The following is a 25068-nucleotide window of genomic DNA, read 5'->3' on the forward strand; positions in this document are numbered from 1 at the left end:
CTAAAAAAAACCAATGTCGACTAAAGCCCTAGAAAAATACTTAGCGCCGTTACAACCCTATTTGCAAACTAATGGTGTCACCGAAGTGTGCATTAATCAACCAGGCGCGGTATTCGTTGAAGAAAACGGCAAGTTTACTCGATATACCAGTGAACCACTCGAATTCGGGTTTCTTGAAACCTTAGCAAATCTGATTGCAGAATTTAATCATAAGCAGTTTCCTCATCCTTTGCTTTCCGGTTATTTACCTACCGGCGAACGAATACAATGTGTGATGTCGCCTGCCTGTGAAAAAAATAAGATTATCTTTTCGATTCGTTGTCATTCACGGCGTGATATGAGCTTAGAGGATTATCAAGCCAGTGGAGTTTTTGACCAATATGCCGCTGCAAATGAAAGCACGTATGCACAAACAACAGATTTACTCAAAACATTACATGCCAAGAAAGACGTTTTTGGTTTTCTAAAAGTAGCAATAAAAGCCAAAAAAAATATGATCATTAGCGGTGGAACCGGCACAGGTAAAACCACCTTTCTGAATGCGTGTTTAAAATTGATTCCGGACACAGAACGGTTGATCACGCTAGAAGATACGCGCGAGGTTAAGATTAATCAGCCTAATACCGTTCATTTATTGTTTAATGAAGATGATGAAACCATTACAGCAAAAAAGCTATTTAAAGCCTGTTTACGCCTAAGACCCGATCGTATTTTATTATCTGAGTTACGCGGTACAGAGGCATGGTCGTTTCTCCGTGCAGCGAACAGTGGCCATCCAGGCAGTATCAGCACAGTACATGCCGATACGCCGCAAGGTTGTTTTGATCAGCTCGTTTTTATGATGCAGCAAGCGCGTTCATCTTCAACTGAAGAAAACCTACGCACCTACATTCAATCCATTATTCCTATTGTTATCCAGCTAAAACGTAGCACTAACCCAGCAAGATTTGTGGAAATAGCCGAAATTTATTTAGGAGCCTTCCTTTAATAAACTCCTTTCAATAGCTTCTATCAACAATTTAGTTAGAATAGGTTTTGTTAGTACCTTATCTGCCCCTAATGCTAGACATGTTTCTTCCTTTTTCTTATCAATATGTGTTGAACAAGCAATCAAGAGTGTTGATTTATTTAAATTACAGTCACGAGCTGCTTGAATAACCGCTTGACCAGGTTGATCAGGTAAGCCTAAGTTAATTAAAATTAAAGCATAAAGTTTATTACTAACTAGGTTAATAGCCTCTTCTGCCGTTTTAACCACATATACCTGGTAACCTAGATGAGTTAACTGAGAATGAATTGCCATCTGGCAAACAACATCATCTTCAACTAATAAAGCAGGTAAAAAGTGGTGTTTTTCCTTTTCTTGTTGTTTATATAACTGCACCTTTTTATCTCCGTATTATTAAACTTTATTTAAAAATTATTGTTGATGATAAAAAACAACAGCTTAAAACAAAATTTTATGGGGTGTTTCTAAGATCAATTAATATTTAATCTATATAAATTGTATAGATTAAAATTAAGACTTGGCACCCGTATTGACTACGGGGTATTGAAAAGAGATAGACTTAGGAGAAAACTCAGGGTTACGTATAAAGAAAACTGAAACAAAAGCCAGGAATAAGCCAACGCTAATAATCCACAAAGCATTCTGATAGCTAAATAAAGTATAAATCGCTACTCCATTTATAGTAGTATGCGGTGCAGCAATATTCATTACCCATCCAAAAAGTGGCATAAACACAATATATCCACTCATCGTCGTAAATGAGACAATACTTGCTGACATAGCAGGAATTCCTATTCGATCATTCTGAGCGGCCGTTGGGTATCCTAATATTTGAGCGCTTGAAATAAATCCAACTAAAAAGAAAACAAGTAATTCAGCATTCTTGCTTAAATGTGGCTGATAGGTAATAAAAACTGTCAAAATCAAAGATAGTAACGCTGCGAACCACATTACAGCTTTTCTTTTGCATAAAAAATCAGATGCCCAACCAGCAATAGGAGCACCAACGATGGTTCCAATAAAAATCATGCTAACAATAGTAGCTGCATCAGCTCTAGCAAATGAATGAGCTTGCATTAAAAATAAACTTCCCCAAATTGCCCCTAATAACATCATGGGTAAATTCATAAGACACGTGTAAATACCGCATGACCAGTTACTGACTTTTGAAGCAGCATTTTTAAAAGCATGCCAGTAATTGATTGTTTCAACTAAATTTGGCATATATCTCTTGTTATCAGGTGAATCTTTCACGACTGATAAAATAGCAATACCCACCACAGCACCCACCATAGCATCAATAAGAAGCGCATTTCGCCAACCATATGTTTCAACAAGCAACATTAAGGGAGTTTGTGCTAACACCCCTCCTAACATCGCGATAGTCATAATTAATCCGGTAGCCAATGCTAATCGAGACTTCGGAACCCAATTTGTTGAAATCTTAAAACACCCTAAAAAACAAAATGCGCTTGCAATCCCTTCAATACACCGATAAACAGCTGCCAGCCATAATTCATATGAAAGAGCGAATCCAATAATCCCAATAATACTCAAAATTAACGTAACCAAAATGATTTTCTTTGGAGAAAAACGATCTAAAAGATAGCCTGCAGGTAGCAAAAAAACGACAGTCGAATAAAAATAAATAGATGATAAAAAACCTAATTGGGTTGAATCAAGACCATAAGCTTTCATCACCTCAGGATCAATTGAACTAAACATATTGACCTGAAGAAATTCAAATAAAAAGAAAAGAGAAGCAACAAAACAAACAATCCAACCTTTCAGTCCTAAGTTACTCTTCAGCATGCTGGTTGAATTTGTGTGGGAATACGACATCTTGAATTCCTGTTTTTTTCAAAAATATTGCCAACTCATCTTTACTCAAATTAATACCTAAAACTTTGAAAATTTTTTGTTTCATTTCTTCGATATATGTCTCAACAGTACGATACGAAATACCAAGGTAACGCGCACATTGCTTAGCGGTAGCCCCAGCAACAAGATAAACAGCAACTTCAGCTTGCTTAGGCGTAAGATATAAATCATCTGATGCACTTAAAAGATAGAACTTATCCATCTCTGTTTTTTTATAAAAAGCTGTTCTAGTTTCGAGGGATACCTCAATATCCTTAAAACGATTAGGATTTACAATTTGTCGTTCAGGTAAAAATATTCTATTTTTTGCTGACTGCTTAATTAAATCAGCACCCCTGTCTTGAAAGTGTTGAATAAATCGTTTAAAAAGATCGATATTCCTAACATAGTAGTTATTAATATGAACGTTATCTTTAGTTGATGCAAAAATGTAAAGATAGGTTACATCATCACGCTTGATGACAAAACTAACCCCATTATCGATGTTAAACGACTCCCTTCCTTGACTATAGGCCGGATCCGCTGAATCAAGTTCAGACCACAAGAAATAGCCTTTAGGCAAAAGATGCTCAACATCCACTGCCCCCGCTGTCAAATAGAGTGCATTTTGATAAAAATGATCAATCCAAGGCGCATCATTAGTCAATAATTCACGCGAGCCATCTTTATAAATTTTGAGATAATTGAAATAGCTAACTCCAATGTCTTGCAACGGTGTGCAAATCTGATTGACCTCATCAGCCGATTTAAGTGCATAATGATTTTGTAAATCCATCCCTTTCATAAAGTCTTCCGATTTCTGAATTCTTTAGGCTTGAGGTTTTTTACTAACTAACTTTCATCCTTGGCACTACGCTCGCCTCTTCTGTAAACGCAACCCTATCACTTAAAATCAAATCCAGCAAAGTTACCGGATCATCACAACATTTAATTAATGCCAAATGTGAGGTACTAACAAATCCCTCTTTAACACCTCGTTCAAGTTGAGCAAAAGTAAAATCGAAATACCCATCAATATTTAAAAGACCTAGCGGTTTTTTGCTTGCCCCAATCTTGCGGGCATTCCAAATTTCAAACATCTCTTCAAAGGTGCCTAAACCACCAGGCATAGCAATAAATCCATCAGATAAATCTGCCATCATCGCCTTTCGTTCTTGTAAGCTATTAGTCACATGTAAATGAGTTAATCCGTCATGGGTTATTTCTCCTTCCAGCACAGTAGCCATTACACCTACTACTCTGCCACCATTCGCTAGAACGGCATCAGCTAATTGCCCCATTAACCCAATTTTTGCACCACCATAGACAAGCTGAACTTTTCGTTCTGCCAAAATCTTCCCTAGAGCCAATGTAGCTTCTAAAAATTTTGGATTTTGAGGAATGGTTGCACCAAGAAATACACATAGGCTTTTCACAAAAAATTCTCCTTCGTTTTTTTATAAATTTCTTATGTACTCAAAACTAGATAAACAAATGAAATGAAAAAAATGGAAAGGAATATATTATAAAGAAAAGATAATACCCTTAAAGTAGGAAATACCCGTATAAAATTTTTTTGTTCCACTATTTAACTCCTTTGCTTTTAACATATAATACGTTTTATCATCTAATTATTGCCTAAAAGCTAGATGGAACCCATAGCTTTCATAGCGGCTTCTTTAGTTTCTTCTGCGACTTGAATTAACTGCTGATAAAGCATTTCAGCCTCTCCTTCAGGCGATTCTTTTCTTAATGCTGCCGCTAGCTGTTCACAAGCTTGCTCTAAACGACTTGCACCACAATAACTTGCTCCGCCCTTCCACTTATGTGCCATATTTCTAATCGCTATCCAATCATTCTTTTCATGCTCTTGTTTGATAACTTCTAAATCTTCGTTAAGACTACTTGCCAGTAAATCTAAACATTCTTTAACAACTTCTTTTTTACCTATCAGCTTAACAGCTTGTTCAATGTTTAAAAGAGAACTAGATTGTAGAGAATCCGCTGCTTTAGGGATTACTCTTTGGGACTGGTCTTTATGTGATATAAAAGCACTTAATATCTCAGCGGCTTTTCCAGGTGTCAGCGGTTTATTAAATACCGCATTCATTCCATCGGCTAGGCATTGCTGTTTCTTTTCATTCTCAACGTGCGCTGTTAACCCAATAATCGGTACGGATGGGTTTTTTTGCCATTGCTTTAATCGAATACGCCGGGTTACTTCACAACCATCATCATCCGGTAAACCCATATCCATTAAAATTAGATCATAGTGATTCTTTTCTATTTTTTCTAACGCCGTTTTTCCATCGGGCGCTGTATCTGTTCGACAACCAAGTTCTGATAGCACGTTTTGTGCTACCATGACCGCTATCGCATTATCTTCAACCACTAACACATGGCTTCCATTAGCATTAACAGCTTCAGCCACTAATGATTTATCAGCTTCACTTTTTTTCGGTAAAATACCATTTTCTTTTAATGCTTTCGATGCCCCTGCAGGGGTTTCATCCTTGGATAACGATTCTTGAAAAGGAATGACACAAATAAACGTTGTACCCTTCCCTACATCACTCTCAATATGAATTTCACCACCCATGTCTTCGATAAATTGTTTAACAACCGATAACCCTAAGCCTGTTCCTGGATAAAGACCCTTGTACGAAGGTATTAAGCGGGTAAAGCGGTCAAAAACCTCTTTATGCTTATCTTCAGGGATACCCATACCTGTATCACTGACGCGTAATTCAATCGTGACTTCATGGTTTTTATTTTTTATTAAACAAGCTCTGACTTTAATCGAACCTTTATTGGTATATTTTAAAGCGTTAGTCAACAGCTCTAATATAATCCGTTGCACACGGATGCCATCACCACGCAAATAAGATGGAATTGTCTCATCATAATCTAAGCTTAATTCCAAACCTTTTACGACGGCTTGTGGTTTATTCAGCCGTACAATTTGTTCTAAATCTTCTTTTAAATTAAATTGCTTTCTCAACAGGGGAACTTCACCACTAGACACGGAAATACTTTCCATGATCTTATTCAAAAATCCTAATAAAGCGTCACTTGATAGCACTAAATCATCGGCAAATGCAGTCACTTTTTTTGGAAGACCTTGTTGCATTTGAATCAGATGTGCACAGCCAACAATTCCTGATAACGGCGTTCGAATGTCATGCCGCATGTTTTCTAGGAATGCAGTTTTTGCTTGATTGGCAGCTTCAGATTTTACTAAGGCAACTTGAAGAGCGGTCTGAGTATCTTTGAGCTCGCTAATATCAATAGAAACTCCTGAAATACCGACAATATTCCCTTTTTCATCAAATAAAGGACGTTTAGTGGAAAGTTGTGTACGTTTTTTACCGGAAGGTAAAATGGCTATTTCTTCACTCGTTCGTGAAATATTACTATGGGTAACTTCCAAATCGTTTTTTGACAAGTGAGTCGCTATGCTCCCGAAGAATTTCGGCCATCGTGCCCCCGAAATTCGTTCGCATGACGCGACTGAAATTAGGCCGCGATACGTCCTGCGTCCGGCACGCACTCACTCCTTCGGAGTTCATGCCCGTGCCTCCCACAAATGACTTTACGGCGTGATGCGTTTCCTGCTTCGCCCGTCAACGCACGCCTATCGCGGGCTCTTCGACTTCGCATTGCTTTCACAATGCTTTCCTGTCTCATCGAAAGATTTTAGCCGTTTCTTTATCAAATAAATTGTCATCTGACTTTCCTAAAATATCTTCTTTTTTCCATTTAAAACCCATTTTCTGCAAACTTTCAACACCTGCGTGATTCATCCCCGAATACACTAGTTCTCCATTAGAAAAATGCTTCCAATAAACATCTCCTGGCAGATCATCAATAATAGCTTTTAGCTGAGAGATTTCATTTTTTTGCTCCTCAATAAGCTTCTTTAAAGAGGATGTTTCATTATTAAGAATTTTCTTCATTTTTTAATCCCTTGAGCACAAAAACTGACCTTGAATTATACAGAGTTATATTCACTAATGTAGTGCTGTAAGGCGCCACAAGGCTTACATTCCCCCCCTGAATTCTTTAATATCCAATCCGGAAGTTGAAAGTTATTAATAGTCTGCATTGAAAAACGACCATTTGGCTGCTTCTTTAACCACTGAGTAGCCACAAAAGCCTGTAAACTTGGATCCAGCGCATAGATGCCTGCTTTACCCAATAATTCGCCTTTAATAAAAAATTGAGTAGCTTGCAAAATACTACACAGTACTAAGGCTCGCGTTAATTGAATATCTTCTCTCGGAACAGATTCGCCTGAATTATCAAAGTTAACTGGAAAACCGCCTTTTAGAATGCGAATAACCCCCCCTTTTCTTGTGGTATACCGCACTTCGTCTAATACATTAACTACGCTTGTATTGCCCTCTTTTTGGATTGCCCTAAGTAAAGATAAAAACTCTTTATCTTCAGAAGAGCAACTTATCATTGTTTTGTCTTTTTCGGAATAAAGGATAGGGTCTAAGTCTTTAATAATATTTTGCCCTGTACAGCCAAAAATATAATCAGAAACATCTATTAGATGTGATAAATTATGAGTATAGTTAACCCCTAGCGCAATCGATGACACTGCATTGCAATCGTACACTATCACCTGGTACCCCATTGCAAGTAACTTTTCAGAAAGTGCCTTGCCAATAGCCCCATACCCAATGACACCACATACCATATCTATTTTTTTAGAAATTAAGGACAAAAGCTTGTCAGTAATAGCGTCCGCAATTAAAGGTGATTCGAGTATTTTTTTTGTTGCACTAGTAGCCATACTAATCAATGGAAAAGGAGGTAATCCATATTCACTCAACTTTATTAATCCGGCTGTCGTTTTTTCTACACCTACTACTTTGTATCGCCTCAGAATTGGTGCTGGAACAAAGCTAGTGGCATAACCGCCGTGATCGAGTATCAGTATATTTTCCACTTCGGGTGATGAATCATGAACTTGTTTCCAAAGCCAATTAATATCACGCGTAAAACTGTATCCAAATTGACCTAATCCTAATTGCTCAGAACAAGTTTGGTAATACACCCCATATTTTTTTATATTCTCCACAACGGCGTTACATTCAGAATATTTTTTCCCTAGTACAAAAATATTTTGAGGCAATGCGCCTAAACGAATCATGGCGTCAATTACATTAATTGACGTCGCTAAAGCATGATGAATATATACAATTCCTACATTCTTTAGGGAAAAATCAGATTTTTTCACCGCCTTGTCAAGAATTTTTTCTAAAATTTCAAGTGGAGTAAATCTGAAAGAAAAGTACTGGTGCTGAGAATCTACACAATTAGATAAAGTCATTTTTAATGTTAAGCTACATAAATTATTTATTCTTATTTTTGAGTGAATTTATATAATTCAACTGAAATTAAGTTGGCAGATTATAGTATATTATGTTTTTTTTATCCAAGCATATAAAAATAAGATGTACATTAATAATTTTTTTAACGGCCTTTCTTCCTCTATTGATCTGGAAAATATCGATAGTATTTTAGAAGCACTAATAGATATAGAACCCCTAAAAGATGCCTTCTATAAACTTGATGGTACTTTGGCAGATAATTATCTTTACAATTACTTTATTTCCTGGCTAGGCCATTATGCTCAAACGAAAAAGCATACTTTACTTTCATTTTTTCTTGGAAAAGAAAGCTTAGATTTTATTTGTTTAGATTTCATTAAATTCTGTTTTTATAACAAAATCATCATGGACAAAGAAAAGACGTTAAATTCCTTTAAAGCTCATAACAAATTGTCCGATGATGCTGTAAAACAGCATTTAATGAAAATACCTAGAAGAAAAACAGTTAACTTACTTGGCTTCGGCTTAGACGAAGGCACCTATGAAAAAGAATTAGCACAATTTTTGATAGACAATAATTTATGTCAAAATGTTATTTTATATGGATTAGACCCTTATGCTAACAAGAGCGAAGCTGTTCACTATTTGACCCCTGAACAGCTTTTTGTTCAAAAAAATTTAAACTTTGATCTTATTATTGCTCGCTGGTCTTTACATCATGTGGCGCTTCAAAATAGATGGAAAAATCTAATTCAGTGTATAAATCATTGTAGCTCTAGCGCTCATATTCTATTTGTAGAACATGGTACCTTACATAAAAAATTGTCCCCGAATAAAGAAAAACTTTATGAGCTACTGAATGCCACTTTTGATATTATTGCTAACATTGGGCTAAGACCAAATTATCTTATGCAAACAGAATCAAAAACTGAAGCTAATTTTTTTATTCGTTATCTTACGTCAAAGGATTACTTCACTATTACTAATAGTATTTCTAAACCTGTTCTCTCTCAAACTATCTACGATGTAGGTCCCCATTTCCCAAACCAAACTATCTATAGTTTTTGTATTAAATAAATTTATTTTTATAACCTTAATAAGTGATAAGGCACTCTGCCCATAGAGTGCCTCCTAACCGGAAATAAATTTAATAGCGTTCGTTTATACTAATTTAGAACCTAGTTTTTTTGCCCATTGTTGATACTCATCCCTGACTTGAGCTGACTTTTGTGTAATATGCCGCAGAGATTGGATGAAATCATCTATTTCAAACCCTGAAAAAAATAGCTGCTCTTTCTCTTGTAAAAGTTTTTTTAACTGTTTTAATAAAATTTTAATTTGGTAATAAAATTTTCTTTGGTATCCTGGGATTAAAAAACATTCTTCAACAGTCCCTGCAAAATTTTCTCCCAAAATAGGTTTGGCTAACACCTTATCTGCACCTAAGTCTAAATATTTTTTCGTTTGTAAATCACCGTGCGCGCTACAAACAATCAATGGTGTTGCTTGGTTAAGTTCACACGTACGCGCCGCCTGTATAACTGCTTCGCCCGACTGATCGGGCAAACCCAAATCGGTTATAATTAGCGTATATGATTTACTCTGTATAAGCTGAATGGCTGTGCTAGCTTTGTTAGCTACTTCAACTCGATAGCCTAGATTAGATAAATAATTACATAGTAAATACTCGCAAATATTATCGTCTTCTACCACTAAGGCTTCTTTTATTACTTGGTGATTTTCTATTACTTCTTGTTGTTCTTGCTGTTCTTGTTGCTCCATTTTCATGTCCTTTGACTAAAAGTTATTAGAAAAAGGATTATGAAACGTATAAAACATAAAAAACACCGTTATATAGCGCTATTATTATTTTATTGGTAGAATGTATAGTGTGGAATAGTACTATTTATAAAATTTTTTTAAAAAATAATGTAAAGATAAATTGATTAATTTTTTTTATAAATTAGGTTATCGCTTATTAAAAAATGCCAACCGTTCTTAACAGCGACTAATACTATTTCAGCTCTACTTGTACATTGAAGTATACTTTGTAGTTCCGTTATAATTGTTGTTATTGTTCTAAGCCTAAGCTTTAAAGTATAGGCTATTTCTAGTGCACTATGTCCTTTTATTATCCCTATAAATACTTGAGTTTGTCTTCGTGTTAAATTTTGGTTATGAAAAGCCTTTCCTAAATTTAATCTTTTTTGCTCAATATCTAATTTCCCTTTTCTTTCAGAAATAGTAAAATTATCTACACAAATATTAAGCCCTACAACTCCGACTACCTCCTCTCTACGGTTATACATTTTTACTTTTGTTATTAGGAAATCATGAAATCCATTTTGGACTAGCACTGTTTCTTTATGATTAATTTGTGGTTGATTTGCCAATGCCTGCCTATCCGTTATAACAAATGACTCTGCTGAGGTAGCCCAAATTAAATCATAATCGGATTTCCCTTGTAGTTGTTTAGGCGAATCAACACCAGCATACATGGCCGTTGAATCACTACACTCTGAAGCGATATATCTAAGATTAAGGTCTTTAGCAAAATAGTTATGATTTGGCATCCTGTTTAAAAAATCATCTTTTCTTACTTCTTGTAAACCCTCACCATCTTTACCGATATCCTTAGCCATAATTCCTCCTGATTGATACCAGAGTAGTAGTTTTTTTATAAAGTCAGGTTGCTTGTCTTCACAATGAGTCGGATCGAGTCTTTAAATCTGGCTTGTGGCATAAATATTTCTCTTATCATTCTTTTATGGAACATGGGTTTACTTAGAGGGGATATCATCTGTCTCCTCTAAATTAATAGACCGAGTAAATAACTGTTTCGGGGGAAAATAACCCATATGAGTTAATCTATAAACAGCGTGGTCAGCATTTTTTACATTCAATGTTTTAAATAAGTGTGACCTTTTTTGCCGAAGATTCGCTGAATTACTATTTAATGATCGTGCAGAGGCTTTTGTTTCTATTCCACAAGCTGCATCATAGAGTAGCCGGATATCCCTCTCTGATATGGCGGGTGCTAAAAGAATTGACAGACCCAAATAGGTATTTGAAAGATAATTTCTAGCTTTTAAAACATCTTCAACAGTTGGATTATGGATGCCTTCGGTAAGTAACATAACGTAGGCGGCTGCCTCATAATAAGGCTCTTCTATCGCGGCTAATTTGAATTTAGCTTTTTTTAGTTTTGATGTGCTATTAGCCATTCTCAACTCCTGAATAGTTGATCATTGGTGAGTGTTAATTTTCTTAACACGGTAAGCGCGATTTTCTGCGCTTTTTTCTTTTGTATTGGATTTATTCTAATCAAAATAGGATTATTTAAAATATTCACTGATGTGATATGAAAAAACTTTAAAAATAGATAAGTTTTTATGCTCACATATGTGATATTAAATTTGATTCGATCATTCGATCGAGATAAGCTTGATACAGGCATGATGCTCGACTCTCCTACTACTATAGGTTGTTGAGATAAGTGCCAGACAGCGACAGTGTTTGCGCACTCGTCGCTGTCACCCCAACGGGGTTGGCGGTTAGGAAATCAATAAGGATTTAAATAGACACCTCAATGCTAAGTTGAGGGGTCTTATATTTAATCCCTCTCTTCTAGCAATGGACTGAAAGAATCTTGATAGAGTTCATTTAATTTTCTTTTACGAATAATTAGCGCGGTCACCATCGCTTCTACTCCAAGCAACCTTTTAGAATAAAGTTTATGCAACTCCTTAATATCCATTAGCGCGATATTGCCACTTTTTAATAGATTATCGCTAGAGTTGTATTTAACTTGTATGGGAAATAAAAGCTTAGTTGCTTCATCTATAAGTTCTTTTAATTGCCGAATCAAACCTTTAATTTGAAATTGATAATTACGGGCAGGCTGTTCTAGGTCGGGAAATTGATTTAAACTAATGACGTGTGCGGTCATAACTGACTCCTTACTAATCTAAGGTTGTTGGTTGTGTTTGTCCTCAGGGTCTAGTTCACCTTGGGGGACGCACCTTCTTTATGAATTTTTATACTAGCGTCAATATATAATTTATTCAACAGTCATTTTTTATCAAAAAAATATATATAAAAAATAATATGTTATTCAAAATATAAATCAAATATTACCTTTTTTACATTCCTAGATACACTTTACTTACTCAAATAAGAACAAGGAATAATCATGTCTCTTAAAAAGAAAAAGCTGGTAAGATCAGAACAAGATTCAGCATGGAAAGACATTTTAGATGCCTATTTCAAAGAGTTTATAGAGTTTTTCTATCCTGTTATTGCTAAAAAAATTGACTGGCTATCTGGTTATGAAGCATTAGATAGTGAATTACAGTCTATTACGACTGATGCAATGATTGGAAAAACGTTTGTTGATAAATTGGTCAAAGTTAAATCTTTAGATGGAAAAGAGGAAGTTGTACTAATCCATATTGAAGTGCAAAGCCAAAAAGAAGAGGAATTTCCTAAACGTTTATTTCAATATTATTGCAAATTGTTTTCAAAGTATGACCAGTCCATTTTAACCTTGGCTATTCTGACCGATAGCAATAAAAATTGGCACCCTGAAAATTATGAAAGGGAAGTTTTTGGCTTTCCAGTCATAAGCTTTAATTTTTGGACACATAAACTTCTTGATTATGATCATAAACGACAAGAGTTGGAGATTTCTACTAACCCCTTTGCAATGGTAGTTTTGGTTCATTTAGTTTTCTTAAACACTAAAAAAGACCCGAAAACCCGATCCCTCATGAAATTTCACCTGACCCGCCGATTATATGATAGGGGCTGTGGGCGGGATAATGTAATAAATTTGCTCAAGGTGATAGACTGGGCATTAGTCATACCAGAGAATCTTGAATTAGAATATAAACAGAAACTCCATGCATTAGAGGAGGAAAAAAACATGGCTTATACGACAAGTTTTGAACGTGATGGTCTTGAGAAGGGTCTTAAAAAAGGTCTACAACAGGGGCGTGAATTAGAGCGCTATGAGATGGCTAAAGGCCTTTTAGCTGAAGGCATCGCTTTAGATGTAATAAAGAAAGTAACTAAATTACCCGACCTCGCTTTAACTGAGCTAGAGAAAGCCTAATTTTCTCCCCTTGAGCTAGAAAATTAATATCGATAAAATAACAAGGAAGTTTTATGCGTTATTCCCTTAACCCCGAGTTTGATACCAGACTAAAAGAAGCTCTTGATGAAATGGGTTATCCTACAGAAGAGCAAGAAGCACTTTTAGACTTAATGGATCGAGCCGCTTTAGCTTTCTCCGATAAAGTATGTCTCCGTATAGCCAAAAACCTGCTAGAAGAAGGTTTGCCCCCTGAGAAGATTAAACGCATTACGGGTTGTGATGTAGAAATGTTGGCAGCAACCATACATTAATCATATTTCTTTTCTTTCTAACTTATCCTTAAAAATCCTTGCGCGACTTTTGCGCGACTGAACATGACACACATCGCCATTATTATACATTTGTAAGGGTCGCCCTGTTTATAATAGTGCTGTTTTTTCAATAACTTAAGGTAAAGATATTAGACTCTTAATTTATTGGTCGATGGTTCGAACCCATCACGGCCCACCAATAAAATCCTTTAAAATCAAATACTTATACCATTACTGAATATCTCTTTAAGTTTCTTTGTCAAAATTTTGTCAATATTTTGTCAAAACTATTTAAAAAATATCTTAAGCTTGCTTCTCCGTAGTAACGAAATTTAGTTTTAATCCGGCTTCTACCTCTGTCCATTTTGGCTCATGTCCTTCTTTATATTTATCCGTCATCGCTCTCGTTTTATGGCCCGCTAATGCCTGGGCATCAATCGATGAGACAGGAAAGCATTGTGAAAGCAATGCGAAGTCGAAGAGCCCGCGATAGGCGTGCGTTGACGGGCGAAGCAGGAAACGCATCACGCCGTAAAGTCATTTGTGGGAGGCACGGGCATGAACTCCGAAGGAGTGAGTGCGTGCCGGACGCAGGACGTATCGCGGCCTAATTTCAGTCGCGTCATGCGAACGAATTTCGGGGACACGATGGCCGAAATTCTTCGGGAGCATAGCGACTCACTTGTAAATTAGAAGATACAACTTCTGCAGCAGAAAAAAAGAACCTAGGCTATTTAGATAAAACAGCCACTAAGTCCACGTTTTTTAGAGAATCGTTCGATCAAATTAATAGGACTTTCGAAGCTATCTCTATTTCTGACTTTGATAGCCGTGCTGAAAATCAAGTTACATCGAGCCAATTGAATAGGACGACTATTTCGTAAAGGAAAATTTATCGTCATTGGAGTGCCACAAGCGCTCGCAATGGCACCTATCCTTTAATAGCGGTTATAAAAGAGTATAATCCTCGATTATTACCATTAACAAAAAATCGCTAATGCCTGAATTACCTGAAGTAGAAACCACACTACGCGGAATACAACCTTTTATTGAAAACCAAACTATCCAAAAGGTTATTATTCGTCGGCCTAGCTTACGCTGGCCGATTCCTAAAGCTAGTTTGCAGCAGTTAATAGGCTATAGGATCAACCAACTCCAGCGACGTGGCAAATATCTTTTATTATGCACCGATTTAGGCACCGTGATTTTACATCTTGGCATGTCGGGACGATTACAGGTACTTAATAAGCCGGTAAAAGCAGATAAACATGACCATGTCGATATCGTCTTCGACAACGATTATCTGTTGCGTTTTACTGATCCGCGTCGTTTCGGTGCACTGTTGTGGACAGATGATAATCCACAATGCCATCCTTTACTTAAAAAATTAGGTGTAGAACCACTAACGCGTCATTTTAATCATCAATATTTACAAACACAGCTGAAAAACAAACAGATCGCGATTAAAGCCGCATTGATGGATCAACATATCGTCGTAGGTGTGGGTAATATTTATATAACGGAAGCATTATTTGTTGCGGGCATACACCCCACCATACCTGCAAAAAACGTATCGCCCATGCAATTAAAACAACTCGTGGTTGCCATTAAAAGCATTTTACGACGTGCTATTAAAAAAGGCGGTAGCAGTATAAAAGATTTTTTAAATAGCCTGGGAAAACCAGGCTATTTCAGTCAAGAACTACAAGTGTATGGTAGAGCAGATTTACCCTGTTTACGGTGCCAATCCATTTTACAGCTTATTACTATTGCACAACGTAGCACGGTTTATTGCAGCCATTGTCAACCAACATTCAGATAACGACTTACTTCTGTTCCGTTTGCGATAAAGCGCTATTCGAGCTTCCCACCATACTCACTAACTCACGCACAACAACAGAAAACATCATGAGTTTAAGTTCACTGGTACTACGCAAATCTGCTAACAGACGCTTCCAACGACTCAAAAATAGGGGATTATCATTCTCCCATTGTTCTAGAGAAACACTATTGCTGCCTTGTTTATCTACCACACATTGCAAAATAGCCACGGTTAAACGACGCTGTTGCACATCTAAGTCATCTAGTAACGCAACCCTACCCAAGGTATCCCACAACGTTTCGATGGATTGCTTCACAATTTGTGCTCGCAGCCAAGTAAACTCAAAGCTCTCGTTTATCATAAAGTAAAGTTCAGAAACATTCGTCAGCGGCAAATTATTTTTTTGCGCGGCTTCAATAATATCCAACAAGGCATATTCATGATCAACACTCGCGAGACGTTTTGCTGCTGCCTCAGGCACACCCGTATTCTGTAACCCTTGTACACTTTTTTCCCATTGTTCTTTTTCTTCACCAATCAACAATTGAGGTAATTTTTCTTGCAAAGAAACAATCGGTGCACTAAATCGGCTAACCATACCTAAAATATCGCTGAGCTGATCTTTATAATTATAGATAAACCAACGGGTCGCACGTCGCATTAAGCGATTGATTTGTCGCATAATCGTATAGCGTATTTCAAGTGCGACGACATCATCTAAATTTTCTACCAGGTTAACCAGCTCTGCATAAGAAAATACTTGATGTGCAATGGCATAAGCACGTGCAATGGAAGCAATATCTGCACCACTTTCTGCCTTCAAACGAAAGACAAAGGTAACACCCATGTCATTGACCATGGTATTACTAATTTTAGTCGCAATGATCTCGCGACGTAGGCTATGCTGTTGCATAAATTTAGAAAAACGACCGCGTAATGGTTTTGGAAAAGCGGACTCCAGTATTCGAGTTAAATAATCTTCATCTAAAGTATGCTGCTCTAATAGCTCCGCTTTAACCAATATTTTGGTATAAGCTAATAAGACAGCAATTTCAGGGCTAGTTAATCCTTTACCTAAGGCTTTACGTTCTATTAATCCTTTTTCATCCGGTAAAAACTCTAAGCTTCTATCTAACTTACCATCACGTTCTAGCTCTTCTATATAACGTCGCTGTAATTCTAAATCTTGTGGCGCATGTGCGACAGCCAGACTAATCGTTCGTGTTTGACAAAAATTATCGTAAAGAACCAGTTTAGCAATCTCATCCGTCATTTCACCGAGTAAATGATTACGCTGCGCGACGGTCATCTCACCGGCTGTCACAACGGCATTTAATAAGATCTTACAATTGACTTCATGATCAGAACAATCTACCCCCGCTGAATTATCAATAAAATCGGAATAGATCAAGCCACCAATTAACGCGTACTCAATCCGCCCTAATTGGGTTAAACCAAGATTTCCACCTTCAGCAACAATACGACAACGCAATTCATTACCATTGAGACGTAAGTTATCGTTGGTTCGATCGCCAACATCGACATTGCGTTCAGTCGATGCCTTAACATACGTACCAATACCACCATTCCACAATAAATCTACTTTGGCTTTTAAGATAGCTCGAATCAAGCTATCCGGTGTTATAAAGTCTCTATTAATATCTAATAACTGCTTTATTTCAGCTGATAAAGGAATAGATTTTTGTGAACGACTAAAAACCCCGCCTCCCTTTGAAATTAAAGCCGGCTTATAATCTTGCCAACTAGAACGCGGTAAATTGAATAAACGTTGACGTTCTACAAAACTTTTTTCTGGATTTGGATTGGGATCAATGAAGATATGCATATGGTTAAATGCCGCCACGAGTTTAATATGCCGCGACAACAACATCCCATTCCCAAATACGTCGCCTGACATATCACCAATACCAACCACCGTAAAATCATCTTTATCTGGATTTAAACCCAATGCTCTACAGTGACGTTTAACAGATTCCCAAGCACCACGCGCCGTAATACCCATTTTCTTATGGTCGTAACCTACGCTACCACCGGAAGCAAATGCATCACCTAACCAAAAGTTATATTCAGCTGCAATGGCATTCGCAATATCTGAAAAACTAGCGGTTCCTTTATCGGCAGCCACGACTAAATAGGTATCCTCTTCGTCATAACGCACCACATCCTGAGGAGGAATCAGCACGCCATTTTGCAAATTATCAGTTAAATCTAATAAACCGCGCATAAATGTTTGGTAACAAACAATCACTTCGTTCATAACGGCTTCGCGATCACCACTCTCAGGTAATCGCTTGCAAACAAATCCACCTTTAGCGCCAGCTGGAACGATCACGGCGTTCTTAACCTGCTGTGCTTTCATAAGGCCTAATACTTCGGTACGAAAATCTTCACGACGATCCGACCAACGTATACCACCACGGGCGACTTTGGCTGCGCGTAAATGCACGGCTTCCACACGCGGTGAATAAACAAACACTTCATACATCGGCCGTGGTAATGGAAGCTCACTAATTCGAGCCGGATCTAATTTAAATGCAAGCCAGCTTTTAGGTTTACCATTCGGCTCTCTTTGGAAATAATTAGTACGTAAAGTTGCTCGCATCACTTCAAATAAATGACGCAAAATACGATCTTCATCCAAACTCACCACAGCATCTAATGCTGTTTGCAAGCTCTTTTCTAAACTTGCAATAAAGCTCCCAGCATCGCTTTCGCCTTGACGTCTAGGATCAAAATAATATTTAAATAATTTAACTAAAATTCTAGCAATATCTGCATTGCGTGATACCACGCTTTCCACATAGCTTTGGCTAAACGGTACACCAATTTGACGTAAATATTTAGTGTAAGCTCTTAAGATGGAAACTTCACGCCAAGTTAATTGGCCGGCTAGGATTAAACGATTAAATCCATCATTTTCTACCTCACCAAACCAAATTCTACGGAACGCCTCTTGGAAAATTTCTTTGACTTGCGAAACATTGACTGAATCAATCTGAACAGGCTTGACACCAAAATCATTAATCCAAACACGTTGGCCATCTTCTAGCGTAATTTCTTGGGGCCATTCATCCATAACCCGCAGACCCATATTTTCTAAAACAGGTAGCGCATCCGATAAAATAATCGGTTTACCGACTTGAAACAGCTTAAAGCGTAAAGGCGCTGCCGTTGTATCCTTAGGATGATAAAAATTCATCTCTAAGGGACGTTCCGGTGAAATCCTTTCTATATGTTCAATGTCATGCACGGCCGTGCTGGGCGGAAATGTATCCCTATAACCACTGGGAAAGGCATAGCTATATTTCTGAATTAAATGTAGACCATGATCTTCACCGTAATACTCAATTAAGGCTTGTCGTAATTCTTCTCGCCAAGAGCGAGCCACTTCGATGAGTTGCGTTTCTATTTTTTTGACGTCATATGTTAATTCTTTTTTAGGATCCGTTCTAATTAAGAAATGTACCCGGGCTAGGTTTGAATCACCAAACAACGTAGAAAAACCAATTTCTATCCCAGAAAACTCACGCACCAGAATTTTTTCCATTTCTTTCTGGAGTTCGGTATTTAATTTTTCCTTTGGCATATAAACTAAACAAGAAATAAAACGCCTATACGTATCTTGACGTACAAATAAACGTACCGCGCGTTGTTCTTGTATATGCAAAATACCCAAAGCCAATCGAGTCAACTCATCTGTACTCGCTTGGAATAAGTCATCTCGTGGTAAACTCGATAAAATATCCAGTAAGGCTTTACCGGCATGCCCTTTTAACGGGAGATTAGAGTTTTGCAAAACGACTTGGATTTTTCTGCGTAGCAAAGGGATATAACGTGGATCACTATGATAAACCGTAGACGTATAAAGACCGATAAAACGACGTTCGCCAATTAACTCGCCCTTCTCGTTAAATCGCTTTACACCAATATAATCCGCGTAAACAGGTCGATGAACTCTCGCTTTAGTATTTGTTTTAGAAATAACCAGCACTTGTGGAGAAAAAGCTAAGCGTCGTGCTTCCGGTGGTAACTCTGTCAGTGGTTTTTCTTCTTTGCTTTGGCTTTCATCCCGCAACACACCCAAACCGGATGATTTGATCATACGCAATGCTTTCTGATCTTTACTTAATTCATAATCACGGCAGCCTAAAAAGGTAAAATGATCTTTTAATAACCAGGCTAGGAAGTCTTTTGATTCAGCGACATCTTCCCGATCGGAAAGAGAAGAATTTTTCTCTAACTCCTGTAAACATTCATCCATTTTGGTACACATGGCCGGCCAATCGGTTACAACCCGATTAACCTGTGCAAGCACTTTTTCAAGCTTATGAGCAAGTTTTTCCAGAACATCCTGATCAGAGATTTTGTCAATTTCCATATAAATTAATGCTTCAACTTGCATATCAGGCAAAGCGGCATCATTCGCTAAAATCTCAAAAATCTCTCCCTGAGCATTACGTCGTAACTTTATGTCGCCTATATTGATGGTAAAAAATACCGTGAAGCCCTGTCTATTAATCTCCATTCGGGTCGAATCGACCAAAAACGGTTTATCGCCTGTAATTAATTGCACAACAGTATGCTTGGTTTCCCAATTTTCTTTTTCTACGCTGGGATTACAAACATGAATTTTATCTTGGCCGGGTAACCGCTTATAAGCCAATTTCCAATGCGCTACGACAGCGGCGGCTAAACTTTCTATAGAGCGACTTTGTAGCGTCTCTAGATCAGTGTGCGCGTAATATTGTTGTATAAAGGCGGTAAAAAGCGGGATCTGCTCTTCTGCTATTTTTTGTTTAGCCAGTGTTGAAATTTTTTTCAGTACGTCACGATAAGCATGGTCGGTAAGGTTATTCATATGGATCTAAAATAAATATACTCTTCGCATGAGTCAGACCCCATAGTCACTGGGTGGGGTTATCCTAACTCCTACTACTCCTGTAATAACCAATAGACACACGATGGGGGGTATATGTAGACTATTGTAATACGCCCTCTATGAAAAACCAATGCGTGAGTTCCTTTTTTATGTCGAATAGTGATCCAGTAGAAATCGATAAATTCTCTACAATAGCTGAAGAATGGTGGAATCCTGCAGGCCCTTGCAAGCCCTTACATGCGATTAATCCTATACGCTTACAGTTTATAGAAAGCTATGCCCCGCTACAGGAACAGAAAATAATCGATATTGGCTGTGGTGGCGGGCTATTAACGGAAGGGCTGGCCCATAAGGGCGCTCAGGCCACCGGAATCGATAAAAGTGAAGCGCTCATAGCGATTGCAAATCAACACGCCAAAGAAAATGCACTCAACATTGACTATCTAGTCGACGATGTAGAAAGCTTAGCAACTCGGCAAAAGGGTTATTTCGACAGCGCTTGCTGCATGGAATTACTCGAACACGTACCCGATCCCCTTTCGCTGATTCAAGCCTGTAGCGATCTGGTCAAACCCAATGGTTGGTTATTTTTTTCTACCATTAACCGCAATCCTTATGCTTATTTAACCGCGATCCTGGGTGCTGAATATGTGTTAAACCTTTTACCTAAAGGAACGCATCAATACAAAAAATTTATTCGCCCTTCAGAGCTTGCCATGGCAGCACGCAAAGCCGGCCTAAGCTTAAAAAAGTTACAGGGTATTCATTATAATCCACTCATCCCTCGCGTTACGCTAAGTCATGATATACGTGTCAATTATATTGCCGCTTTTCAAAAGCAAATTTAACATGTCTGTAAAACCACACCGCTCCGAAAAAATTGAGGCTGTATTATTTGATTTAGATGGCACTTTACTAGATACGGCCCCCGATTTAGCCGCGACACTCAATGCGCTGTTATTAGCGCAACAACATCCATCACTACCATTATCTGTCATTCGCCCTGTTATTTCGGAAGGCGCAGCGGGTTTATTAAAATTAGGATTTAATATCAGCGAAAAAGACCCTGAGTTTCCTGATTTACGCCAGCAATTTATAGAACACTATAGCCAACACAGTTGTGAACAAACCCAATTATTCTCTGGTGTGGATAAACTCATTCATCACTTAGAAACAAACCACGTTGCCTGGGGAATTGTTACTAATAAATCAATGGCATTAACCATGCCCTTAATCGAGCATTTTTCTTTGCTCAAAAAAGCAAAATGTATTGTTGCTGGTGACACCCTTAACTATAGCAAACCCCACCCTAAACCTTTATTACATGCCTGTGAGTGTGTTAAGTCTACACCCAAAAATTGTGTTTATATCGGTGATGCAAAACGAGACATTGATGCGGCCAATGCAGCCGGCATGCACAGTTTAATTGCTTTATATGGCTATATTCCTAACAAAAACGAACTTAAGTCATGGAACGCGAGCGCTATGCTTAACACGCCTCTTGAACTGATTGACTGGTTAAAATAAGCCTGTAAAACAGTAGTATCATTTTGCATCTGCTATACTCAAAGCTTCTTTTGTCAAGAAGGCCGCACTGTGAAACCTACCCATCACTTAGATCCTACCTTACGTGTTAAAACCCGACCGAATGATGCGAATAAATCGGGCGATATTTTTGGCGGTTGGTTAATGTCACAAATCGATATCGCGGGCGCTATTGCGGCGGCTCGCCGTTCTAAAGGCCCTGTGGTTACCCGTTCTGTGAAAGAATTAAACTTTTTACAACCTTTATTTATTTATGACATCGCCAGTTTTTACACCGAAGTCATACAAGTCGGTAACACATCCATGACGGTTAAGGTTGAAGTCTACGCGGAACGTTATAGAGAAGGTGAAACGGAGCTCGCTGAGATAAAAGTATCGGACGCTATCCTGGTTTATGTCGCCGTTTCAAAACCAGGAGAAAAACGTTTAATCCCAAAAAGTTAAGTGAGTTCGCCCTGGCCCGCTGCTATCTCTGCTGCATTAGGCAGTGTAATATTTAACTCTAAAATAGAGCAATTTCCAGCACGCTCTAGCTCGACTTTAACTTGGTCTTGATCAATATCTACATATTTAGCAATCACTTCTACTAACTCACGCTGTAGCTTGGGCAAAAAATCAGCATCATTATCTGTTCCGGTTCTACGCTCATGCGAAACAATAATTTGTAAGCGTTCCTTCGCCAGTGATGCAGTATTTTTGGTTCGATTACGGAATAGTCGGTCTAATAAAGTCATGTCGCTACCTCCTCACGGCCAAAGAGACGACGTAGCAAACCTTTCTTTTGTGCTTTAACAAATTTAAAAGGTACTTCTTCGCCCAATAAACGGGAAACCGCATCGACATAGGCTTGATACGCATCGCTCTCGCCATTTAAAGTCACTGGCACACCGGAGTTTGATGCGCGCAACACCGCTTGCGATTCAGGAATAACACTTAACAAAGGAATAGAAAGAATATCTAATACATCATCTACACTTAACATATCGCCGTTTTCAACGCGTGTTAATGAATAACGTGTCAATAATAAATGCTGTTTAATAGGTTCTAAACCTAACTCAGCACGTCGTGATTTACTATCTAGGATGCCTAACATCCTATCCGAATCACGCACGGAGGAAATTTCAGGATTACTGACTACAATGGCTCTATCCGCAAAATACATCGCTAAGGTTGCGCCACGTTCTATGCCGGCTGGAGAATCACAAATAATATAATCAAAGTCCTTCTTCAGTTCTTCTAATATATTTTCTACACCTTCTTTGCTTAGCGCATCTTTATCACGTGTCTGCGAAGCCGGTAACACAAAAAGATTTTCAAGTCGTTTATCTTTAATCAATGCTTGTTTAATATTGGCTTCGCCACGAATCACATTAACAAAGTCAAAAACGACGCGGCGTTCACATCCCATAATCAAATCTAGATTTCGTAATCCAATATCAAAATCAATCACCACCGTTTTAAATCCACGAAACGCAAGACCTGCAGCGATAGCGGCACTACTTGTCGTTTTACCCACGCCACCTTTTCCAGATGTAATAACAATAATTTCAGCCAATGCAATTGCTCCCCTTGCTACAATAGCAAGTTAAGTAAAATAATAAACGAACTTTTATTCAGATTTGTAGTAGGAATTTTTGATATTGTCTAGCAGACATTCACCCTATATATTGATAGGCGACAAAAAAATGGCCCTATATAGTGGATATTACTGGATTTCCATGCGAAGGGGAAGTTATTAACTATTAAAAAGATAAGTTTATTTTTTGTACAGAACATCTCATTTATTTAGCGCTTATGTTAAACACCGCACAATTTGAACCTGCTTATATTTTACACACAAAACCTTATCGTGATTCCAGTTTATTAGTCGATGCATTTACAGTATCACAAGGACGCATCAGTCTTGTTGCAAAAGCAGCACGCGGCATACGCAGTAAAAATTCGCGCTTTAAAGGTTTATTACAAGCATTTGTTCCTTTATCGCTCTCTTGGCGAGGAAAAACAGAACTACTCAATTTATTAAATGCAGAGCCCAGTGGACTTTTTTTACCACAGTTAAGCGGCAAACTTTTAATTTGTGGACTTTATCTTAATGAATTATTAATGCGTTTACTTTATCGTTACGATCCGCACCCTGCACTTTTTCAAGCCTATCAAACCGCATTAACAACGCTGCCACAAAATCCCAACGTCGTATTACGTTTATTTGAAAAACAATTATTAGCCGAGTTAGGCTATGCGCTACATTTAAATCAAGATAATCAAACTCAACAACCCATTTTAGCGGATCAACATTATCAATTTATTCCTAGCCAGGGATTATTTATTTGCTTAAACACATCGGTGACTAACAAAATGTTTCTCTTCTCTGGCGCATCCCTGTTAGCTATTTATCATGAACAGTGGACTACACCGGATCAATTATTCGATGCCAAACGTTTGTTTAGGCTTGCATTACACCATTTGCTAGAAGGAAAAAGCATTCGAAGCCGTGAATTACTTTTCAATTCTGCTTAAGTATTCATTTTATTAGCCTCTATTTTCCTTCTAATATGAATAGGCGAGCATTGACGGAAAAAGGGTGGATGCTTATATTAGCCTGAATATAAGTAGCTCTATGTTTTATCTTAAAATGGGGCTTATAATTAAGGGTCTATTATGAAAGTTACACATTATTTTTTATTATCATTACTCAGCCTTATGACATTGCCGGGTTGCGCACCCTCTTTGTCACCCAATACTTATAACGCCGCCAATGCAGGACAAATACAGCGTGTGGCTCAAGGTGTTGTCATCAGTAGCCGTATCGTTCGAGTCTCTGATAGTGGAACAGGCGTGGGTGTCGGTACCGTCACAGGCGGTGCCTTAGGTGCCATTGCTGCTTCACAAATAGGTCAAGGAAACGGCAGTTTAGCGGCTGGTATTGGCGGCGCTCTTTTAGGCGGGATAGCCGGCGGCCACGTTCAACAAGGGTTAACCCGCCAAAACGGTATTGAATATGTTATTAGATTACATAACAAATCTTTAATCTCTATTGTACAAGGACAGAGACCCCGCTTTCATCGCGGCCAACGTGTACTCATACAATATGGCGTGGGCGGCCCTTCACGTGTCACAGCTGATTCAGATTATTATGCTAATTAATAGTTGCATTTAATTAAAAAAGGGAGCAAAGCCTCCTTTT

Annotated in this window: 26 protein-coding genes and 1 tRNA gene; 12 read left to right on the top strand and 15 right to left on the bottom strand. The window is 37.9% G+C overall.

Annotation, left to right across the window (positions count from 1 at the left end; genetic code table 11):
* Positions 1 to 13: 13 nt before the first annotated feature.
* Positions 14 to 988 carry a P-type DNA transfer ATPase VirB11 gene (virB11, locus tag KX723_RS07825; RefSeq protein WP_218813805.1) on the top strand — a complete coding sequence of 325 codons (975 nt, stop codon included), beginning with the start codon at positions 14 to 16 and terminating at the stop codon, positions 986 to 988.
* Here virB11 and KX723_RS07830 read toward each other — a convergent pair.
* The 8 genes from KX723_RS07830 to KX723_RS07865 all read right to left on the bottom strand — a co-directional run bounded on the left by KX723_RS07830 (position 971) and on the right by KX723_RS07865 (position 8210).
* Entirely contained in the window at positions 971 to 1384 is a 414-nt protein-coding gene (locus KX723_RS07830) for a response regulator (RefSeq protein ID WP_218813806.1), read from the bottom strand. The two genes, virB11 and KX723_RS07830, sit on opposite strands and share 18 nt — an antisense overlap.
* A 135-nt stretch (positions 1385 to 1519) precedes the next feature.
* A complete protein-coding gene (locus KX723_RS07835; RefSeq protein ID WP_218813807.1) occupies positions 1520 to 2851 on the bottom strand; it encodes an MFS transporter in 1332 nt (443 codons plus the stop codon).
* The gene (locus KX723_RS07840; RefSeq protein ID WP_218813808.1) at positions 2808 to 3674 is read right to left on the bottom strand and encodes a helix-turn-helix transcriptional regulator; all 867 of its coding nucleotides are present in this window, start codon (positions 3672 to 3674) and stop codon (positions 2808 to 2810) included. Before KX723_RS07840 ends, KX723_RS07835 begins: the two co-directional genes overlap by 44 nt.
* Positions 3675 to 3717: 43 nt before the next feature.
* Positions 3718 to 4305, bottom strand: a complete 588-nt coding sequence (locus KX723_RS07845; protein ID WP_218813809.1) for an LOG family protein — start codon at positions 4303 to 4305, stop codon at positions 3718 to 3720.
* A 209-nt stretch (positions 4306 to 4514) separates the two neighbouring features.
* Positions 4515 to 6314, bottom strand: a complete 1800-nt coding sequence (locus KX723_RS07850) for an ATP-binding protein (RefSeq protein ID WP_218813810.1) — start codon at positions 6312 to 6314, stop codon at positions 4515 to 4517.
* A gap of 71 nt (positions 6315 to 6385) precedes the next feature.
* On the bottom strand, positions 6386 to 6556 hold the full coding sequence (locus tag KX723_RS07855; protein WP_218813323.1) for a hypothetical protein: 171 nt from the start codon (positions 6554 to 6556) through the stop codon (positions 6386 to 6388).
* Complete coding sequence (locus KX723_RS07860; protein ID WP_218813811.1) at positions 6553 to 6825, bottom strand: hypothetical protein; 273 nt, start codon at positions 6823 to 6825, stop codon at positions 6553 to 6555. The genes KX723_RS07855 and KX723_RS07860 overlap by 4 nt, the downstream gene beginning before the upstream one ends.
* Before the next feature lie 35 nt (positions 6826 to 6860).
* Positions 6861 to 8210 (bottom strand): NAD(P)-dependent oxidoreductase, encoded by a 1350-nt coding sequence (locus KX723_RS07865; protein WP_218813812.1) that lies wholly within the window; start codon positions 8208 to 8210, stop codon positions 6861 to 6863.
* A 124-nt stretch (positions 8211 to 8334) separates the two neighbouring features.
* Here KX723_RS07865 and KX723_RS07870 point away from each other — a divergent pair, with 124 nt between their 5' ends.
* Positions 8335 to 9288, top strand: coding sequence for a class I SAM-dependent methyltransferase (locus KX723_RS07870; RefSeq protein ID WP_218813813.1), 954 nt, complete (start codon positions 8335 to 8337; stop codon positions 9286 to 9288).
* 84 nt (positions 9289 to 9372) lie between these two features.
* On the opposite strand, the gene KX723_RS07875 is transcribed toward KX723_RS07870, so the two are convergent.
* The 4 genes from KX723_RS07875 to KX723_RS07890 all read right to left on the bottom strand — a co-directional run bounded on the left by KX723_RS07875 (position 9373) and on the right by KX723_RS07890 (position 12160).
* Positions 9373 to 9993: a response regulator transcription factor gene (locus tag KX723_RS07875; protein WP_218813814.1), complete on the bottom strand. Its 621-nt coding sequence runs from the start codon at positions 9991 to 9993 to the stop codon at positions 9373 to 9375.
* A 164-nt stretch (positions 9994 to 10157) separates the two neighbouring features.
* Positions 10158 to 10853 carry a LuxR C-terminal-related transcriptional regulator gene (locus KX723_RS07880; RefSeq protein WP_218813815.1) on the bottom strand — a complete coding sequence of 232 codons (696 nt, stop codon included), beginning with the start codon at positions 10851 to 10853 and terminating at the stop codon, positions 10158 to 10160.
* Positions 10854 to 10991: 138 nt separating this feature from the next.
* Positions 10992 to 11435, bottom strand: coding sequence for a hypothetical protein (locus KX723_RS07885; RefSeq protein WP_218813816.1), 444 nt, complete (start codon positions 11433 to 11435; stop codon positions 10992 to 10994).
* A gap of 389 nt (positions 11436 to 11824) precedes the next feature.
* A complete protein-coding gene (locus KX723_RS07890; RefSeq protein ID WP_218813817.1) occupies positions 11825 to 12160 on the bottom strand; it encodes a hypothetical protein in 336 nt (111 codons plus the stop codon).
* 243 nt (positions 12161 to 12403) lie between these two features.
* Between KX723_RS07890 and KX723_RS07895 the strand changes: the two genes are divergently transcribed.
* The 5 genes from KX723_RS07895 to mutM all read left to right on the top strand — a co-directional run bounded on the left by KX723_RS07895 (position 12404) and on the right by mutM (position 15439).
* Positions 12404 to 13324: an RpnC/YadD family protein gene (locus KX723_RS07895; protein ID WP_218813818.1), complete on the top strand. Its 921-nt coding sequence runs from the start codon at positions 12404 to 12406 to the stop codon at positions 13322 to 13324.
* Between the two features lie 53 nt (positions 13325 to 13377).
* Positions 13378 to 13617 (top strand): hypothetical protein, encoded by a 240-nt coding sequence (locus KX723_RS07900; protein ID WP_218813819.1) that lies wholly within the window; start codon positions 13378 to 13380, stop codon positions 13615 to 13617.
* A 116-nt stretch (positions 13618 to 13733) separates the two neighbouring features.
* Positions 13734 to 13816, top strand: a tRNA-Lys gene (locus tag KX723_RS07905).
* Positions 13817 to 14057: 241 nt separating this feature from the next.
* Positions 14058 to 14228 carry a hypothetical protein gene (locus tag KX723_RS07910; protein WP_218813323.1) on the top strand — a complete coding sequence of 57 codons (171 nt, stop codon included), beginning with the start codon at positions 14058 to 14060 and terminating at the stop codon, positions 14226 to 14228.
* Positions 14229 to 14614: 386 nt separating this feature from the next.
* On the top strand, positions 14615 to 15439 hold the full coding sequence (gene mutM, locus KX723_RS07915; protein WP_218813820.1) for a bifunctional DNA-formamidopyrimidine glycosylase/DNA-(apurinic or apyrimidinic site) lyase: 825 nt from the start codon (positions 14615 to 14617) through the stop codon (positions 15437 to 15439).
* Between the two features lie 4 nt (positions 15440 to 15443).
* On the opposite strand, the gene KX723_RS07920 is transcribed toward mutM, so the two are convergent.
* Complete coding sequence (locus tag KX723_RS07920; protein WP_218813821.1) at positions 15444 to 20318, bottom strand: NAD-glutamate dehydrogenase; 4875 nt, start codon at positions 20316 to 20318, stop codon at positions 15444 to 15446.
* Positions 20319 to 20458: 140 nt separating this feature from the next.
* Here KX723_RS07920 and ubiG point away from each other — a divergent pair, with 140 nt between their 5' ends.
* The 3 genes from ubiG to KX723_RS07935 all read left to right on the top strand — a co-directional run bounded on the left by ubiG (position 20459) and on the right by KX723_RS07935 (position 22328).
* On the top strand, positions 20459 to 21187 hold the full coding sequence (ubiG, locus tag KX723_RS07925; RefSeq protein ID WP_425516583.1) for a bifunctional 2-polyprenyl-6-hydroxyphenol methylase/3-demethylubiquinol 3-O-methyltransferase UbiG: 729 nt from the start codon (positions 20459 to 20461) through the stop codon (positions 21185 to 21187).
* Between the two features lies 1 nt (position 21188).
* Positions 21189 to 21866, top strand: a complete 678-nt coding sequence (gene gph, locus KX723_RS07930) for a phosphoglycolate phosphatase (protein WP_218813822.1) — start codon at positions 21189 to 21191, stop codon at positions 21864 to 21866.
* A 69-nt stretch (positions 21867 to 21935) separates the two neighbouring features.
* Positions 21936 to 22328: an acyl-CoA thioesterase gene (locus tag KX723_RS07935; protein WP_246562442.1), complete on the top strand. Its 393-nt coding sequence runs from the start codon at positions 21936 to 21938 to the stop codon at positions 22326 to 22328.
* Here KX723_RS07935 and minE read toward each other — a convergent pair.
* Complete coding sequence (gene minE / locus KX723_RS07940) at positions 22325 to 22618, bottom strand: cell division topological specificity factor MinE (protein WP_218813823.1); 294 nt, start codon at positions 22616 to 22618, stop codon at positions 22325 to 22327. The genes KX723_RS07935 and minE overlap by 4 nt on opposite strands.
* Positions 22615 to 23439, bottom strand: a complete 825-nt coding sequence (gene minD, locus KX723_RS07945) for a septum site-determining protein MinD (protein ID WP_218813824.1) — start codon at positions 23437 to 23439, stop codon at positions 22615 to 22617. Before minD ends, minE begins: the two co-directional genes overlap by 4 nt.
* A 239-nt stretch (positions 23440 to 23678) precedes the next feature.
* On the opposite strand from minD, the gene recO reads away from it, so the two are divergent.
* Positions 23679 to 24401, top strand: coding sequence for a DNA repair protein RecO (gene recO / locus KX723_RS07950; protein ID WP_218813825.1), 723 nt, complete (start codon positions 23679 to 23681; stop codon positions 24399 to 24401).
* 141 nt (positions 24402 to 24542) lie between these two features.
* Complete coding sequence (locus KX723_RS07955) at positions 24543 to 25028, top strand: outer membrane lipoprotein (protein ID WP_218813826.1); 486 nt, start codon at positions 24543 to 24545, stop codon at positions 25026 to 25028.
* Positions 25029 to 25068 lie beyond the last annotated feature (40 nt).

Source organism: Rickettsiella endosymbiont of Dermanyssus gallinae (assembly GCF_019285595.1).
GTDB lineage: Bacteria > Pseudomonadota > Gammaproteobacteria > Diplorickettsiales > Diplorickettsiaceae > Rickettsiella_B.